This is a genomic window from Sphingobium quisquiliarum P25 (assembly GCF_000445065.1).
GTDB classification, from domain to species: Bacteria; Pseudomonadota; Alphaproteobacteria; order Sphingomonadales; family Sphingomonadaceae; genus Sphingobium; species Sphingobium quisquiliarum.
This window is the reverse complement of the sequence record NZ_ATHO01000079.1, coordinates 1-14,249: the sequence shown is the minus strand read 5'-3', so window position 1 is coordinate 14,249 and position 14,249 is coordinate 1. Positions and strand designations below refer to the sequence as shown.

Annotated in this window: 14 protein-coding genes and 1 pseudogene; 8 read left to right on the top strand and 7 right to left on the bottom strand. The window is 65.9% G+C overall.

Going from position 1 to position 14,249, the window contains the following annotated elements; genetic code table 11:
* Positions 1 to 777, top strand: a pseudogene (locus L288_RS31455) (chromosome segregation protein); the annotation flags it as partial.
* Between the two features lie 45 nt (positions 778 to 822).
* Here the strand turns inward: L288_RS31455 and L288_RS31450 are convergent.
* Both L288_RS31450 and ubiA read right to left on the bottom strand, forming a co-directional pair.
* A complete protein-coding gene (locus L288_RS31450) occupies positions 823 to 2,271 on the bottom strand; it encodes a phospholipase D-like domain-containing protein (protein WP_021238184.1) in 1,449 nt (482 codons plus the stop codon).
* Entirely contained in the window at positions 2,268 to 3,170 is a 903-nt protein-coding gene (gene ubiA, locus L288_RS31445) for a 4-hydroxybenzoate octaprenyltransferase (RefSeq protein WP_021238183.1), read from the bottom strand. The genes L288_RS31450 and ubiA overlap by 4 nt, the downstream gene beginning before the upstream one ends.
* Before the next feature lie 96 nt (positions 3,171 to 3,266).
* On the opposite strand from ubiA, the gene L288_RS31440 reads away from it, so the two are divergent.
* Positions 3,267 to 4,013 (top strand): 16S rRNA (uracil(1498)-N(3))-methyltransferase, encoded by a 747-nt coding sequence (locus L288_RS31440; RefSeq protein WP_021238182.1) that lies wholly within the window; start codon positions 3,267 to 3,269, stop codon positions 4,011 to 4,013.
* Positions 4,014 to 4,163: 150 nt separating this feature from the next.
* Complete coding sequence (locus tag L288_RS31435) at positions 4,164 to 5,537, top strand: glutamate--cysteine ligase (protein ID WP_021238181.1); 1,374 nt, start codon at positions 4,164 to 4,166, stop codon at positions 5,535 to 5,537.
* Positions 5,538 to 5,545: 8 nt separating this feature from the next.
* On the opposite strand, the gene L288_RS31430 is transcribed toward L288_RS31435, so the two are convergent.
* Together L288_RS31430 and L288_RS31425 are read right to left on the bottom strand one after the other, a co-directional pair.
* On the bottom strand, positions 5,546 to 6,838 hold the full coding sequence (locus L288_RS31430; RefSeq protein ID WP_021238180.1) for a methyltransferase family protein: 1,293 nt from the start codon (positions 6,836 to 6,838) through the stop codon (positions 5,546 to 5,548).
* Positions 6,839 to 6,894: 56 nt separating this feature from the next.
* On the bottom strand, positions 6,895 to 7,470 hold the full coding sequence (locus tag L288_RS31425) for a hypothetical protein (protein WP_030539175.1): 576 nt from the start codon (positions 7,468 to 7,470) through the stop codon (positions 6,895 to 6,897).
* A 140-nt stretch (positions 7,471 to 7,610) separates the two neighbouring features.
* Between L288_RS31425 and ruvA the strand changes: the two genes are divergently transcribed.
* From ruvA to L288_RS31405, 4 genes are all read left to right on the top strand, one after another.
* A complete protein-coding gene (gene ruvA / locus L288_RS31420; RefSeq protein ID WP_021238178.1) occupies positions 7,611 to 8,222 on the top strand; it encodes a Holliday junction branch migration protein RuvA in 612 nt (203 codons plus the stop codon).
* A gap of 72 nt (positions 8,223 to 8,294) precedes the next feature.
* Positions 8,295 to 8,621, top strand: a complete 327-nt coding sequence (locus L288_RS31415; RefSeq protein WP_030539174.1) for a GIY-YIG nuclease family protein — start codon at positions 8,295 to 8,297, stop codon at positions 8,619 to 8,621.
* A gap of 40 nt (positions 8,622 to 8,661) precedes the next feature.
* Entirely contained in the window at positions 8,662 to 9,681 is a 1,020-nt protein-coding gene (ruvB, locus tag L288_RS31410) for a Holliday junction branch migration DNA helicase RuvB (protein ID WP_021238176.1), read from the top strand.
* Positions 9,682 to 9,812: 131 nt separating this feature from the next.
* Entirely contained in the window at positions 9,813 to 11,555 is a 1,743-nt protein-coding gene (locus L288_RS31405; protein WP_051209641.1) for an AMP-dependent synthetase/ligase, read from the top strand.
* Between the two features lie 138 nt (positions 11,556 to 11,693).
* On the opposite strand, the gene L288_RS31400 is transcribed toward L288_RS31405, so the two are convergent.
* From L288_RS31400 to L288_RS31390, 3 genes are read right to left on the bottom strand one after another with little or no spacing between them, the layout of a single operon-like run.
* Positions 11,694 to 12,098: a hypothetical protein gene (locus L288_RS31400; RefSeq protein WP_031304345.1), complete on the bottom strand. Its 405-nt coding sequence runs from the start codon at positions 12,096 to 12,098 to the stop codon at positions 11,694 to 11,696.
* A gap of 53 nt (positions 12,099 to 12,151) precedes the next feature.
* The gene (gloB, locus tag L288_RS31395) at positions 12,152 to 12,874 is read right to left on the bottom strand and encodes a hydroxyacylglutathione hydrolase (RefSeq protein WP_021238173.1); all 723 of its coding nucleotides are present in this window, start codon (positions 12,872 to 12,874) and stop codon (positions 12,152 to 12,154) included.
* A gap of 3 nt (positions 12,875 to 12,877) precedes the next feature.
* Positions 12,878 to 13,312: a VOC family protein gene (locus L288_RS31390; protein WP_021238172.1), complete on the bottom strand. Its 435-nt coding sequence runs from the start codon at positions 13,310 to 13,312 to the stop codon at positions 12,878 to 12,880.
* 101 nt (positions 13,313 to 13,413) lie between these two features.
* Here L288_RS31390 and L288_RS31385 point away from each other — a divergent pair, with 101 nt between their 5' ends.
* Complete coding sequence (locus L288_RS31385) at positions 13,414 to 14,118, top strand: SIMPL domain-containing protein (protein WP_021238171.1); 705 nt, start codon at positions 13,414 to 13,416, stop codon at positions 14,116 to 14,118.
* The last annotated feature ends 131 nt before the right edge of the window (positions 14,119 to 14,249 follow it).

Here is a 14,249-nt window from a genome sequence, read left to right as displayed (position 1 = left end):
AAGCGCGTCGAGGCCAACCGGCTGTCGGGCGAACGGTTCGAATGCCCGCCGCCGCTGCTGCCCGAAAGGCTGGGCTTCGCAAGCGCGGAGGTGCGGATCGCGCAGACGGAACAGGCCGATCATGACCGGCTGTCGGCGGAGCGCGAGCGCATCGGCCCCGTCAATCTCGTGGCGGCACAGGAACTGGAGGAACTGGAGACGACCCAGGCCAGCAGCCGCGCCGAAAGCGAGGAACTGACCCAGGCCATCAACCGGCTGCGCGGATCGATCGGCAGCCTCAACCGCGAAGGGCGGCAAAGGCTGCTCGCCGCGTTCGAGGCGGTGGACGGCCATTTCCGGCGGCTGTTCACCACCCTGTTCAACGGCGGACAGGCGCATCTGGAACTGATCGACAGCGACGATCCGCTGGAAGCCGGGCTGGAGATCATGGCGCAGCCGCCGGGCAAGAAGCTGGCGGCGCTGACCCTGCTATCGGGCGGCGAACAGGCGCTGACGGCGGTCGCGCTGATATTCGGCCTGTTCCTGACCAACCCCGCGCCGATCTGCGTGCTGGACGAGGTCGACGCCCCGCTGGACGACGCCAATGTCGAGCGCTTCTGCGACCTGCTGGACGCTATGGTGGGACAGACCGACACGCGCTACCTGATCGTCAGCCACAATGCGGTCACCATGGCGCGCATGCACCGGCTGTTCGGCGTCACCATGGTGGAACGCGGGGTCAGCCGGCTGGTGTCGGTCAATCTGGGCGGAGCGGAGGCCCTGCTGGCGGCGGAATGACGCAGAGCATCCCGCGCGAACGGGGTGGAGCCTGGCGCAATGCTCTTACGATCGGGACTTCAAGCGGCGGAACAGGCTCCGCTGCGCCGCCGGTTCCAGCATCTCGGCCGGACCTTCGGGATCGAGCACCTCATTGTCGGCGAGCCATGTCTGCACATCGTTGAGGTTGGGCGTGACATAGGGCCGCAAGGTGCGCCCCGGCTTGTCCCGCAGTTCCTCTATCGCAGCGATCAGCCCCCGTTCGGCGATGACTGCCGCGACGCGTTCCGGGGGAAGGTCGAGATGTTCGGCGATCAGGTCATCGCGGATCGATCGGATCGTTGCCTCCTGCCCGGCATTGGCAGGCAGGCTCGCGTCGATCGTCATGTCGCATTCCGTATCGAGCCGCATCGAACGGTTGTTCATGTTGGAGGACCCCACGCGGATCACCCGGTCATCGACGATCAGTATCTTGGCATGCACATAGATCGGCTCCCCCCGTACGGTGAAGGGATGATAGACGCGCAGCCGTCCGTGAACGTCGCGGGCGCGCAACGCTTCGACCAGGCGCGCGCGGGCGGTGTCCATCGCCTGCTGTTCCAGCCAGCCATCGGCCTGTTCCGGGTTGATGATGACGATGTCCGGCCCGTCATCCTCTCCCAGCCGGGCGGCCAGCGCCTCGGCAATGCGGCGGGACGCGAAATACTGGCTTTCGGCGTAGATGGTCCGCTTCGCCGATGCGATCTGGTTGATGTAGAGCCGTTCGATCTCCAGCACCGGCTGCTGGCCGTCCATTTCCGGGGCCGACCGGGAAATCGCCACATCCACCTGTTCGAACCCGACAGGCAGCGCGTCGGGCCAGCAATCATGCTCGCCCCTGATCGGCTCCAGATCCCCGCCCCCTGCCACTTTCCACCGGGCGCGGGCATGGTCGCCCAGCACCATGGCGACATCGCCCTGCAACGCCGTGGTCGCGTCATGCCATGGGCCATAGGCGGTGCCATCGGGATGCTTGCGATTGGGGTCGCTGTCGCGATGATGGCGCGTGTCCCACCGGTCCGCCGTCATGTCGATGCCGCCGCAAAAGGCGAAGCAATCGTCGATCACCACGATCTTCTGATGGTGCGAGGCGGCGGGCGGATGGTGGCTGTCCAGCTTCACATGAATGCGCTTGTGCGTCATCCACTTGACGGTGGTGAAGAGGTTGGACGGCTGCACCATCGACTTCATGGCGCCGATGTCCCAGCGCAGCAGGAATATGTCGAGTTCGGGCTTCTGTTCGACCAGCCAGCTGATGAAGTCGCCGATGATGACGGGCGCGCCGTCCTTCGCCTCATCCTCGCGGATCAGGCTGATGGCGGCGTCGAAGTCCCAGCCGATCAGCATGATCCGCCGCTTGGCCTTCAGCATCGCGGCGCGGGCGTGGCGGAAATAGGCTTCGGCGTCGATGATGACGCTGGCCCTGGCGGCGCGGGCGATGCGCCAGCAATCCTCGCCCTCACGCGGGGCGCTCATGCGCTGCCCACGACGAGACAGCCAAGGAACATCAGCAGCCCGGCAAAGCGGTTCGAGCGGAATTTGAGCAGCGGATCGGCGCCATCCTCCTTCAACGCCGCCACCTGCCAGAGGAGGTGCGCCGCCATCGGCAGCAGCGCCGCGAGCGCCAGAAGCTGCGGCCTTACCTGCCACAGCGCGGCCGCCCAGAGCGAGAGGGCCGCAACATAGCATAAGGCCACGCCCGCGCGGACGTGCCGGCCCATCGACAGAGCGCTCGACCCGATGCCGATCAATGCGTCATCCTCCCGGTCCTGTAGCGCATAGATGGTGTCATAACCGACGACCCAGAAAATGGTGCCGCCATAGAGCAGCAGCCCCGGCGCGGTGAGCGCGCCCGTGACTTCGCTCCAGCCCACGAGCGCCGCCCAGGAAAAGACGAGGCCAAGCCAGACCTGCGGCCATCCGGTGATCCGCTTCATGAAGGGATAGGCGGCGACCAGCGCGAGGCTGGCCAGCGCCACGACCTGCGCTGACAGGCGCAACTGCAACAGGACGACAAGGCCGATCAGGCACAGCAGGATCAGCCAGACCCACGCCATGGTGAGGGAAATCGCCCCGCTGGCGAGGGGGCGTGCCGCCGTGCGGGCCACCTGGCGGTCGAGGTCGCGATCGACGATATCGTTGAAGACGCAGCCAGCGCCGCGCATCGCGATGCTGCCGAGCAGGAGCCAGAGGATCAGAGGCCATCGTTCCCCCGCCCCGCCCGCCAGCACCACGGCCCAGGCGCCGGGCCAGAACAGCAGCCACCAGCCGATCGGCCGGTCGAACCGGGCCAGCAGGGCAAGGGCGCGGGGCGTTTCCGGCAGGCGGGCGAGCAGGCCGCGGGCCTGCGTGTCTGGGACGATCGTCTGACTCACCTTATCTCCGTTCGGGCCAAGCTTGTCGAAGCCCCTTTCTTCTCTAAAGAGCAAAGACGGCCCTTCGACAAGCTCAGGGCGAACGGAAGAGGCGAAATGACCGCAACCCCTGCATGGCCGCCACAAAGCGCGCCGCGCCTGCATGTCGAAACGCAACTGGGCGACGGCGTCGCCGTGCCGGTGGACGGCAACCCGGCGCATTATCTGATCAGCGTCATGCGGGTGAAGCCGGACGACATCGTGCTGCTGTTCGACGGGCGGTCGGGCGAATGGGCGGCGCGGGTGCGCGACATGCGCAAGCGCGACCTGGTGCTGGAATGCGTGCGACAGACCAAGGCGATCGAGCATGTGCCCGATTTCTGGCTGTGCTGCGCGCCCATCCGCAAGGGGCGCATCGACCTGATCGCGGAAAAGGCATGCGAGCTGGGGGTCGCGAAATTACAGCCGGTGCTGACCCGCCGCGCCGTGGTGGACAAGCTGAACCTCGACCGGCTGCACGCGCATCTGGTGGAGGCGGCGGAGCAATGCGGTCGCACGGCGCTGCCCGAACTTGGCGGCCTCATCAAGCTGGAGGCGCTGCTGCGGGACTGGCCGGAGGACCGCTGGCTGTTCTTCGCCGATGAAACGGGCGGTGCGCCGCTGGCCGAAGCGCTGCCCGCGCATCAAGGGGGCGCAGCGTTCCTGATCGGGCCGGAGGGCGGCTTCGACCCGGCGGAGCGGGATGCGATTCGGGCGGTGGCAAGGGCGGTGCCCGTGTCGCTGGGCCCGCGCATCCTGCGAGCCGAAACGGCGGCGATCGCGGCGGCTTCGGCCTGGATGACGCTGAACGGCGACTGGGGCTGATAGCCCGCTACAGCCTAGGCAGGAGTATTACCCTCTGCGATAGCCGCCTCAAGTTGCATTCCGAAATGGGATTGCGGCTACGCCAAGCGCAACCTATTTGTCGCGGGCGCAGCGATGTTGACGCGCAAGGGGGACAGGCTAAGCCGTGGCATGAGCACCAGAACCGACTCAGGGGAGAATGATCCCGTCATAGAGAGCCGCGACCAGCTGCTCGCCGCCTTTTCCAAGGGGGAAAAGCCGCAGGAACGCTGGCGGATCGGCACCGAACATGAAAAGTTCGTCTATGACAAGGGCGATCGCCACGCCCCCTCCTATGACGAGACGGGCGGCATCCATACGCTGCTGATCGGCCTGACCCGCTATGGCTGGAGCCCGGTGTTCGAGGGCGAGAATATCATCGCCCTGTCCGGTCCCGACGGCACCGTCAGCCTGGAGCCGGCGGGCCAGCTGGAGCTTTCCGGCGCGCCGCTGGAAAATCTGCACCAGACCTTCGCCGAAACGCAGCGGCATCTGGAACAGGTCAAATATGTGGGCGACATGCTGGGGCTGGGCTTCCTCAGCCTTGGCATGTGGCCCGACAAGACGCGCGGCGAACTGCCCATCATGCCCAAGGGCCGCTACGACATCATGCTGCGCCACATGCCGCGCGTCGGATCGCTGGGGCTGGACATGATGCTGCGCACCTGCACCATCCAGACCAATCTGGACTATGGCAGCGAAGCCGACATGGTGCAGAAATTCCGCGTCAGCCTGGCGCTCCAGCCGCTGGCCACCGCGCTGTTCGCCAATTCGCCCTTTACCGAGGGCAAGCCAAACGGCTTCCTGTCCTATCGCAGCCATATCTGGTCCGACACCGATCCGGCGCGCACCGGCATGCTGCCCTTCGTGTTCGAGGACGGCTTTGGCTATGAACGCTATGCCGACTATGCGCTCAATGTGCCGATGTACTTCGTCTACCGCAATGGCCGCTATATCGACGCGGCGGGCCTCAGCTTCCGCGATTTCCTGGACGGGCGGCTATCCGTCCTGCCGGGCGAGAAGCCGACCGAGAAGGATTGGGAGGACCATCTTTCCACCGCCTTCCCCGAAGTGCGGCTGAAAAGCTTTCTGGAAATGCGCGGCGCTGACGGGGGCGCGACGGATCGCATCACGGCCCTGCCCGCCTTCTGGGTCGGGCTGCTCTATGATCAGGGCGCGCTGGATGCGGCGTGGGATCTGGTCAAGGACTGGTCGATGGACGACCGGCAGGCGCTGCGCGACGCAGCCCCGCGCCTTGCCCTGGGCGCGCCGCTGCCGGGCGGGCGCGTGTTGCGCGACATAGCGGGCGAAGTGCTGGCGATCGCGCGCGGCGGCCTTAAGGCGCGGGCGCGGCTGGATGAAGCGGGCAAGGACGAGTCGGACTATCTCGCGCCGCTGGATGACATCGCGGCGTCCGGGATCACCCATGCCGAACGGCTGCTGGAGCGCTATCATGGCGCATGGGCTGGCGATGTGAGCCGCGTCTATGACGAGGAAAGCTATTAGGCGCCAGGCTATTCGGCAGGCTGTAGCGCGGGCTGCTTGCGGCCCGTCACCCAGGCGAAGAAGCGCGGCACGGGTCCGTTGCGGTCCATCCACGCGCTATAGGCGCGATAATCGGGATCGGCGGACAGATGCGCTTCCTCGGTGCGGGCGCGCCAGTAATAGACGGCGTTGGTCACCGCCAGCATCGCGCAGTTGCGCACCATGTCGGTAAGGCTGCCCGACACCGCCAGGAAGGGCAGCGCCGAAAACCACCAGAAGAGGTTCTTCGACAGATAGGCCGGGTGACGGGTCCAGCGATAGGGTCCGTGCGTCAGTATGCCGCGATGGGTGAGGTTGGAAAAGCGGATGCCGAACGCCACCGTCGCCCAGGCATAGATGGCCGTCAGCAGCACCAGCCAGCCGCCCAGCAGCCACTGGAGCGCGGGATAGCCCTGCGTCCACACGTCCCATTCCGCGCCGCCCGCATGATAATCGAGCGGCCCCCCGGAGCCCATCAGCACGAAGGGCGGATAGCAGATCAGCGCCGCCACCCATCCCGCCAGCGCCGGATTGGCGGAGCGGATGTGCGAATCCAGCGGCTTGCACGTCAGCAGATAGCCGACCGTCGCCATGCAGACATCGATCATGAACATGATGGCGATCAGGAAGGCGGTCAGCTTCACCGGGTCGGCGAAGGCATGATCGATGCGCCAATCGACGACGCTGGCGAAATTGCCTGGCACGATGGACAGCATGAAGGCGAGGAAAAAGCCCTTCACCGCCCATGCGCGCGCATGATTGGCGACCTGCGCCATGTCGGGCTTGCCCGCGGCGCCGCCGATCACCCACTGGCCAAAGGCATAGGACGCATCCCTGGCATCGGTCAGCCGCCGGTCGATCCACAGAACATAAGGGATAGAAAAGGCAAGCAGCCACGGCGCGGCGGCCATGAAAAGTTTCATGGAGAAACGGTAATTGCCGCTCCAGTACCAGCGCGCCACGCAATAGAAGATGGCGATGGCGAGCCAGGTCGCCCACAGCCCCGCAATCTTGACGAGGCTGACATCCAGCACCTCTCGCAGCGGCCGGGCCGGTGCATCCCAGTTCATCCCGGTAGACGGGTTGCGATGCACCTTGTCCGCCAGCAGGGACCAGAGCACCATCGGCAGGCCGCAGGCGAAGACGGCGGCAAGACCCGCATAGGGTCCGTTCATCCCATAATGGCGCGCTACCAGGGTCCAGGCGGCAAGCCCGGCAAGGCCCGCAATCCCGACGCCATGGCTGACGGCGGAAGGTGGGCAGGGATCGGCGGTCTTGTCCATGGCCGCCGCTTATGCGGGAAATTGGTAAGCAAGCCGTGAAGGACCGGGACCGCCCTTTACAGAACCGCCGTGATCAGCCCCAGCGCGGCGGCCTCGTTCGCTTCCAGATACCAGTTTTCCGGCGCGCGCCTGAGCACTTCGTCCAGCGTCACCTGCGAACCCGTGATCAGGTTCGCAAAGCCTTCATTCTGGATGGCGATGGACGCTTCGATCTCATTGAGCGCGGCCTTGAGCGGCGCGATGCAGGTGGACAGCGGCCCTTGAAGGGGAATGTCCTTCGTGATGATGCGTTCATGGATCATCAGGCGGGTGCCGCGCGTCAGATAACGGTTCTCCGTCGCGAAGAAGCCCATGAAGGTCGCCCCTGCCGAATAGACGGCCGTCTTGCCCAGGAAGACAAGCCGCCGTCCGGGCTGCATTTCGGAATGGAAGCGGATATCCTCTCCCATCATCCGGGCGATTTCCGGGTCCCCGCCCAGCGTGGATATTTCAACCACGACGAGGCCGTCCTGCGGCGCGGCGGCCAGCCTTTCCTTGAAATGAATATACATGCCATGGTCGACATATCCGGCAAGGCGGATGGCGGGTTCGGCAAAATCCCTGGGCGACAGCATCGGTGCTTGTATCGGCATCGCGCGGTTCATCCTTGATCGAAGAGGAAACAGGGCAGCATTACGCACGGCGCGGCAAATGGTGCCACGGCCACGCGCTTTTAGCTGGCGCAGCGGGGAAGAGGCTGTAAAGAACAGATCATGACCAAAGGGCGCGGGGCATGATAGCGAAACTGAAAGGGCGGCTGGACAGCACCGGCATCGACCACGCCATCATCGATGTGGGTGGCGTCGGCTATCTGGTCGGCGCGTCATCGCGCACGCTCGCGGCGCTGGGACCGGCCGGGGAAGCGGTGACCGTGCATACCGAAATGCTGGTGTCGGAGGATTCGGTCCGGCTGGTGGGTTTCGCGCGGGCGGAGGAGCGTGACTGGTTCCGCCTGCTCACCGGCGTTCAGGGCGTGGGATCGCGCGTGGCGCTGGCCATATTGTCCGCGCTGGAACCCGTGGAACTGCACCGCGCCGTGGCCACGGGCGACAAGGCGATGATCGCGCGCGCGAACGGCGTCGGCCCCAAGCTGGCCCAGCGTATCGTCAATGAATTGAAGGACAAGATCGGCGCGGCCCCCGGCGCTGGCGGAGCGCTGCCCGGCGGCGCTGCCGTACCGGTCATGGCCGGAGGTCACGGTGCGGACGCCCTGTCCGCGCTTCAGAATCTGGGCTTCCGACCGGCCGAGGCCAGCATCGCCGTCGCCGCCGCCGAGGAGGAACTGGGCGAAGGCGCGACGCTTGACGCGCTGGTCCGCCTCGCGCTGCGGAAGGCGGCGAAATGACGGCCCGCCTTCTTCCCTGCCATGCTGAACTTGTTTCAGCATCCATTGCGCCTTGGGCGCCGAGGGGGAACGATGAAGGAGCCTTGCGTCTATATCCTCGCCAGTCAGCCTTGTGGGGCTTTGTATATCGGGGTGACTTCGAACCTGCCGGGGCGGCTGGCGCAGCATCGCGCGGGGGCGATTCCGGGTTCCACGGAGCGTTATGGCGTGCACCGGCTCGTGCGGGTCGAAGCGTGCGATGCCATGGAGCGGGCGATCTTGCGGGAGAAGCAGCTGAAGAATTGGCGGCGGCAAGGGAAGATCAATTTGGTCGAGCGCGAGAATCCGGCGTGGGTGGACCTGGCGGTTGGGCTGGGGTTGCCGCCGTTGGACCGGAGCGTGGGGCGCCATGGATGCTGAAACAAGTTCGGCATGACGTTGTGAGTGGGGCGGAGCGCGCATGAGCGAGGAAAGGCTGATCGCCTCTACCCGCCGCGCGGAAGATGCCGACGCGGCGCTGCGGCCCAAATCGCTGGACGAATTCATCGGCCAGGAAGCGGCGCGGGGCAATCTGCGCGTGTTCATCGAGGCCGCGAAGGCGCGCGGCGAGGCGCTGGACCATGTGCTGTTCTTCGGCCCGCCCGGCCTGGGCAAGACGACGCTGGCGCAGATCGTCGCCAAGGAGATGGGCGTGGGATTTCGCGCCACGTCCGGCCCGGTGATCGCCAAGTCCGGCGATCTGGCGGCGCTGCTTACCAATCTGGACGAAGGCGACGTGTTGTTCGTCGACGAGATCCACCGCCTCAACCCGGCGGTCGAGGAAGTGCTTTATCCGGCGATGGAGGACCGTGCGCTCGACCTGATGATCGGCGAAGGTCCCTCTGCCCGGTCGGTGCGCATAGACCTGCCGCATTTCACCCTGGTCGGCGCGACGACGCGGCAGGGGCTGCTGACGACGCCGCTGCGCGACCGCTTCGGCATTCCGGTGCGGCTGCAATTCTATACGGTCGATGAGCTGGAGCTGGTGGTCCGCCGCGCAGCGCGGCTGCTTGACCTTGCGATCACATCCGACGGCGCGATAGAGATTGCGCGCCGTTCGCGGGGCACGCCGCGCATCGCCGGGCGGCTGCTGCGGCGCGTCCGCGACTTCGCCAACGTCGCCGGGGCGGAAGCGGTGGACGCCAGGGTGGCCGATGCGTCGCTCAGCCGGCTGGAGGTCGATCAGCTTGGCCTCGACCTGATGGACCGGCGTTACCTGATGATGATCGCCGACATCTATCGCGGCGGCCCCGTGGGCGTGGAAACGCTGGCCGCCGGTCTTTCCGAACCGCGCGACACGATCGAGGAAGTGATCGAACCCTATCTGATCCAGCTTGGCCTGATCGCCCGCACCGCGCGCGGGCGCTGCCTGAACGGTCCGGGGTGGAAGCATCTGGGGCTCAACCCGCCCGCCACGGCGCAGGACGGCCTATTCGACTGAACGGGCGTGGAAAAAGCGTGGCCGTTACGGCAAGGCCCCGTTATAGGCGGGCAACGAGAGGCGCGGTGCGTACGCGCCCGGTGCAGGAGGCAGGCTTGCAGGCGATCGAACGGTTCCCCAATCTGGTGACGATGTTCTTCGCCCGGGCGAAGAACAAGGGCGATCTTCCCTTCCTGTGGCGCAAGGTGAACGGCCGATGGCAATCGCTCAGCTGGACCGAGGTCGCGCATCAGGTCGCGTCGCTGGCCACCGCATTGAAGGCGCAGGGCCTGAAACCCGGCGACCCGGTCATGCTGGTGAGCGAGAACCGCCCGGAATTCTGCATCGCGGACCTGGCGATCATGGCGGCGGGCTGCATCACCGTGCCGACCTACACCACCAACACGACGCGCGATCACCAGCATATCCTGACCGACAGCGGCGCGCGGGCGGTGATCGTGTCGACGGCAAAGCTCGCCCAGGCGCTGATGCCCGCCGTGCTGCGGTCGCGGGCCAGCTTCGTCGTCGGCATAGAACCGCTGAGGGGCGGACAGGGCGACATATCCTGCCACCTGTGGAGCGACCTGATCAACGGGCACATCGCCGACCCCGACGCCTGCGCAGCCGAACAGACGGCGGGGCGCGAGGACCTGGCCTGCATCATCTATACTAGCGGCACCGGCGGCGCGCCGCGCGGGGTGATGCAGCATCATGGCGCGATCCTGTGCAATATCGAAGGCGCGGGAAAGCTGGTCGTCGAGGATTTCGGCTGGGACAACGAAGTGTTCCTGTCGTTCCTGCCCCTGTCCCACGCCTATGAGCATAGCGGCGGCCAGTTCCTGCCGATCATGCTGGGCGGGCAGATCTATTATGCCGAAGGGCTGGAAAAGCTCGCCAGCAATATCGAGGAGACGCGCCCGACCATCATGGTGGTCGTGCCCCGCCTGTTCGAGGTGCTGCGCACCCGGATCATGAAGTCGATCGAAAAGCAGGGCAAGTTTCCAACCTGGCTCATGGAACAGGCGCTCAGGATCGCGGCGAAGGAGCAGCAGGGCCGCAAATCCATCATCGACCTGCCGGTTAAGGCGCTGCTGGCGCGCACGCTCAAGCCCAGGATCGCAGCGCGCTTCGGCGGACGGATGAAGGCGCTGGTATCGGGCGGTGCGCCGCTGAACCCCGATGTCGGGCTGTTCTTCGACGCGATGGGGCTGACGCTGCTCCAGGGCTATGGCCAGACCGAAGCCGGCCCGGTGATCAGCTGCAACCGGCCAAGCGCTGGCATCGCCATGGATACGGTCGGCCCGCCGCTGGACGGGGTGGAGGTGCGCATCGCCGAGGATGGCGAGATATTGGTGCGCGGCGAACTGGTCATGCACGGCTATTGGCGCAACGAAGCCGACACCGAACGCGCGTTGAAGGACGGCTGGCTCTATACCGGCGACATTGGCGAGATTGACGAGCGCGGGCGCATCCGTATCACCGATCGCAAGAAGGATCTGATCGTCAATGACAAGGGCGACAATGTGTCGCCGCAGAAGGTCGAGGGCATGCTGACGCTACAGCCGGAAATCGGCCAGGCCATGGTCCATGGCGACCGGCGGCCGCATCTGGTGGGGCTGATCGTTCCCGATGCGGAATGGACGCGGGAATGGGCGGCCGCCAAGGGTCAGGCGGTGGAGGATGCGGAAAGCGATCCCGCTTATCAGGCCGCCCTGCGCGCCGCCGTCGAGCGGGTGAATCACGACCTGTCCGTGACGGAGCGGGTGCGGCGCTTCATCCTGGCGGACGAGCCCTTCACCGTCGCCAATGGCGAGATGACCCCATCGATGAAGATCCGCCGCCACGTCATCCGGGCGCGCTATCAGGACCGGCTGGACGCGCTTTACAAGGCTTAGCACCGATCAACATTCAGGAGCGATGGTGGTTTTTCGTGGCCCGGCGCGCAGCGTAGTTAAGGTATGTGAGCACCGAAGCGCGAAGAACCGCCATTTGCAGGCCGCCACAACTGAATGTTGATCGCTTCTGGCCCGGTCTCAACGCGCCGGAGTGCGATAGGGCGTGAAGGACCCCAGCGCGCATGCGCCGGTCACCATGCCGTTCGTCAGGTCAGCGCTGCGGGCCAGATCGCCCCGGCAATATTGCGATCCGAACGGCCTGACCACCAGAGTATCGCCGCGCGACAGGCCGGGGCAACTGCCGATCAGATCGTTGCGATAGACCAGCTTTCCGCTCACCCGGTAAAGGAGCACGCTGTCGCTGATCGCGGTCAGGCTGGCCTGGGGATAGCGCGAGATGCAGTCCACAGGCTCGCCCGCGACCTTCCCCGCCAGCGCCGCCTCCAGCCGGGCGGCCTGCTTTTCGGTGAGGCGCGGCGGCTCGCTGCTGCCGCCCGCACAGGCCGCCAGCATCAAAGAGGACAACATCATCCATCCACGCATGGCCATTCTCCCGCATCTCTGTTCAGGAAGGATGCCGCGACAACGCATGAGCATCAGGCGATATCCTTTGCTTCCCGCCGCCGGGCGAGTTCTTCCACATTGGCGGCGCGCAGGAAGACGTTGGTGGCGCGCTCCTGCCCGATGGTGGTCGGCACCGTCGCCTCCCCCCGGCTGCGGGCTGCGTCGACATCGGCCATGCGCGCGGCGATCGCCTGATTGTCCGGCTCCACCGTCAGGCCGAAGCGCCCGTTCGACTGGGTATATTCATGCGCGCAATAGACCTGCGTGTCGTCGGGCAGGCCAGCGAAACGCTGCATATTGGCGAACATCTGCGCCGCCGTGCCTTCGAACAGGCGGCCGCAGCCCATGGCGAACAGCGTGTCCCCGGCGAACAGCAGCCGGTCGGCCGCCAGATGATAGGCGATGTGCCCGGCGGTGTGCGCTGGCACCTCCATCACCGTGGCGGCGTGGCTGCCGATGGAGACGCTGTCCCCCTCCCCCACCAGCCGGTCGAGCGTGCCGATCTTCTCCGCTTCGGCCGCGGGACCCGTTATCGCGCATCCAGTCGCCGCTTTGATCGCCGCATTGCCCCCCACATGGTCGGGATGCCAGTGGGTGTTCCAGATCTGCCCGATCGTCCAGCCCCGCTCCTCCGCTTCCTTCAGCACGGGATCGGCGACGGCGGGGTCGATGACCACCGTGTCCCCGCCAGCATGATCATGCATCATCCAGACATAATTGTCCTTGAGGACGGGGATGCGAACGACCTCCAGCACGGCTTACCAGACCCCGCTATTGGGCATGGACAGCCAGGGTTCGGCAGGCTCCAGATAGCCGTCCTGCAACAGTTCGATGGAGATATTGTCCGGCGTGCGCACGAAGGCCATGTGCCCGTCGCGCGGCGGCCGGTTGATCGTGACGCCCGCATCCATCAGCCGCTGGCAAACCTCATAGATATTGTCGACGCGATAAGCGAGATGGCCGAAATTGCGCCCGCCCTCATAGCGTTCCGGCGCGCTGCCGTCCTGCGGCGGCCAATTGTAGGTCAGTTCGACCTGCGCGTCCTCATCGCCGGGCGCGGCCAGGAAGACGAGCGTGAAGCGGCCCTGCTCATTGTCGATGCGGCGCTGCTCCTCCAGTCCCAGCAGGTTGAAGAAGGCGACCGTGCGATCGACATCGGTCACACGGATCATGGTGTGGAGATATTTGGTCATTCAGGCTCCGTTCGTCGCCGTCCAGCAACGGTTCATCTCTAAGGGTGCAGGAACATGCTCAAGATAGGGTGGCATGGGCGGTGACGGAAGAGGAGATGGCTATGGGCGTGGACATGCGTGACAAGGTGCTGCTGGGATGCGCCGGACTGCTGGCGATCGGGATCGTGAGCGGCGGCTATCTGCTGGGCGACGGATTGAAGCGCGCCAGGGCCGCCGACCGCTCCGTCACGGTTCGCGGCCTGGCGGAGCGCAACGTCACCGCCGACCTCGCCACCTGGACCATCAGCTATTCGGCGACGGGGTTCGACCTGCCCGCGGTGCGCGCGGAGATCGACAATAACACCAGGGAGTTGAAGGCCTATTTCGCCGAGCTTGGCTTTCCCGCCAATGCGCTGACGCCGACCGGCGCGGGCGTGAACCAATATATCAACAACGGCGTCAACACGATCACCATTTCCCAGCGCATGCTGTTGCGCACCAACGACATAGCCCGGGCGCAGCGCGCCGTCGCGCAGCAGTTCGACCTCGTGCGGCGCGGCGTCACTTTGCAGGAGGGGTCGGGCATGCGCTACAGCTTCACCAAGCTGAACGACATCAAGCCTCCGATGGTCGCCGCCGCCACTAAGGACGCCCGCGCCGCCGCCGAGCAATTCGCGCGCGACAGCGGGGCCAGCGTCGGCGGGATCAAGAGCGCCACCCAGGGCTATTTCTCGATCGACCCGCGCGACGGCGAAGCCGATGGCCAGAGCGATACGCCCTATAAGAAGGTGCGTGTCGTCACGACCGTGGATTTCTACCTGGATTAGGGATCGCTGCTCCGGGGCGAGCGCGATCCCGCTCCTGCCGTCAGTCGTCGCCGATGATCGCGCCAGCGGTGCCGCCGATCACCGCGCCTTCGACCGTGCCGAGCCCGGTGGCCGCTCCAACGGCCGCGCCG

What these genes read in the sequence shown, in the direction of transcription:
- L288_RS31435 (WP_021238181.1), top strand. Translation starts at nt 4,164, where the DNA reads ATGAGCACCAGAACCGACTCAGGGGAGAATGATCCCGTCATAGAGAGC.
- ruvA (WP_021238178.1), top strand. Translation starts at nt 7,611, where the DNA reads ATGATAGCGAAACTGAAAGGGCGGCTGGACAGCACCGGCATCGACCAC.
- ruvB (WP_021238176.1), top strand. Translation starts at nt 8,662, where the DNA reads ATGAGCGAGGAAAGGCTGATCGCCTCTACCCGCCGCGCGGAAGATGCC.
- L288_RS31400 (WP_031304345.1), bottom strand. Translation starts at nt 12,098, where the DNA reads ATGCGTGGATGGATGATGTTGTCCTCTTTGATGCTGGCGGCCTGTGCG.
- L288_RS31390 (WP_021238172.1), bottom strand. Translation starts at nt 13,312, where the DNA reads ATGACCAAATATCTCCACACCATGATCCGTGTGACCGATGTCGATCGC.
- L288_RS31385 (WP_021238171.1), top strand. Translation starts at nt 13,414, where the DNA reads ATGGGCGTGGACATGCGTGACAAGGTGCTGCTGGGATGCGCCGGACTG.
- L288_RS31405 (WP_051209641.1), top strand. Translation starts at nt 9,813, where the DNA reads ATGTTCTTCGCCCGGGCGAAGAACAAGGGCGATCTTCCCTTCCTGTGG.
- L288_RS31415 (WP_030539174.1), top strand. Translation starts at nt 8,295, where the DNA reads ATGAAGGAGCCTTGCGTCTATATCCTCGCCAGTCAGCCTTGTGGGGCT.
- L288_RS31430 (WP_021238180.1), bottom strand. Translation starts at nt 6,838, where the DNA reads ATGGACAAGACCGCCGATCCCTGCCCACCTTCCGCCGTCAGCCATGGC.
- L288_RS31450 (WP_021238184.1), bottom strand. Translation starts at nt 2,271, where the DNA reads ATGAGCGCCCCGCGTGAGGGCGAGGATTGCTGGCGCATCGCCCGCGCC.
- L288_RS31440 (WP_021238182.1), top strand. Translation starts at nt 3,267, where the DNA reads ATGACCGCAACCCCTGCATGGCCGCCACAAAGCGCGCCGCGCCTGCAT.
- L288_RS31425 (WP_030539175.1), bottom strand. Translation starts at nt 7,470, where the DNA reads ATGCCGATACAAGCACCGATGCTGTCGCCCAGGGATTTTGCCGAACCC.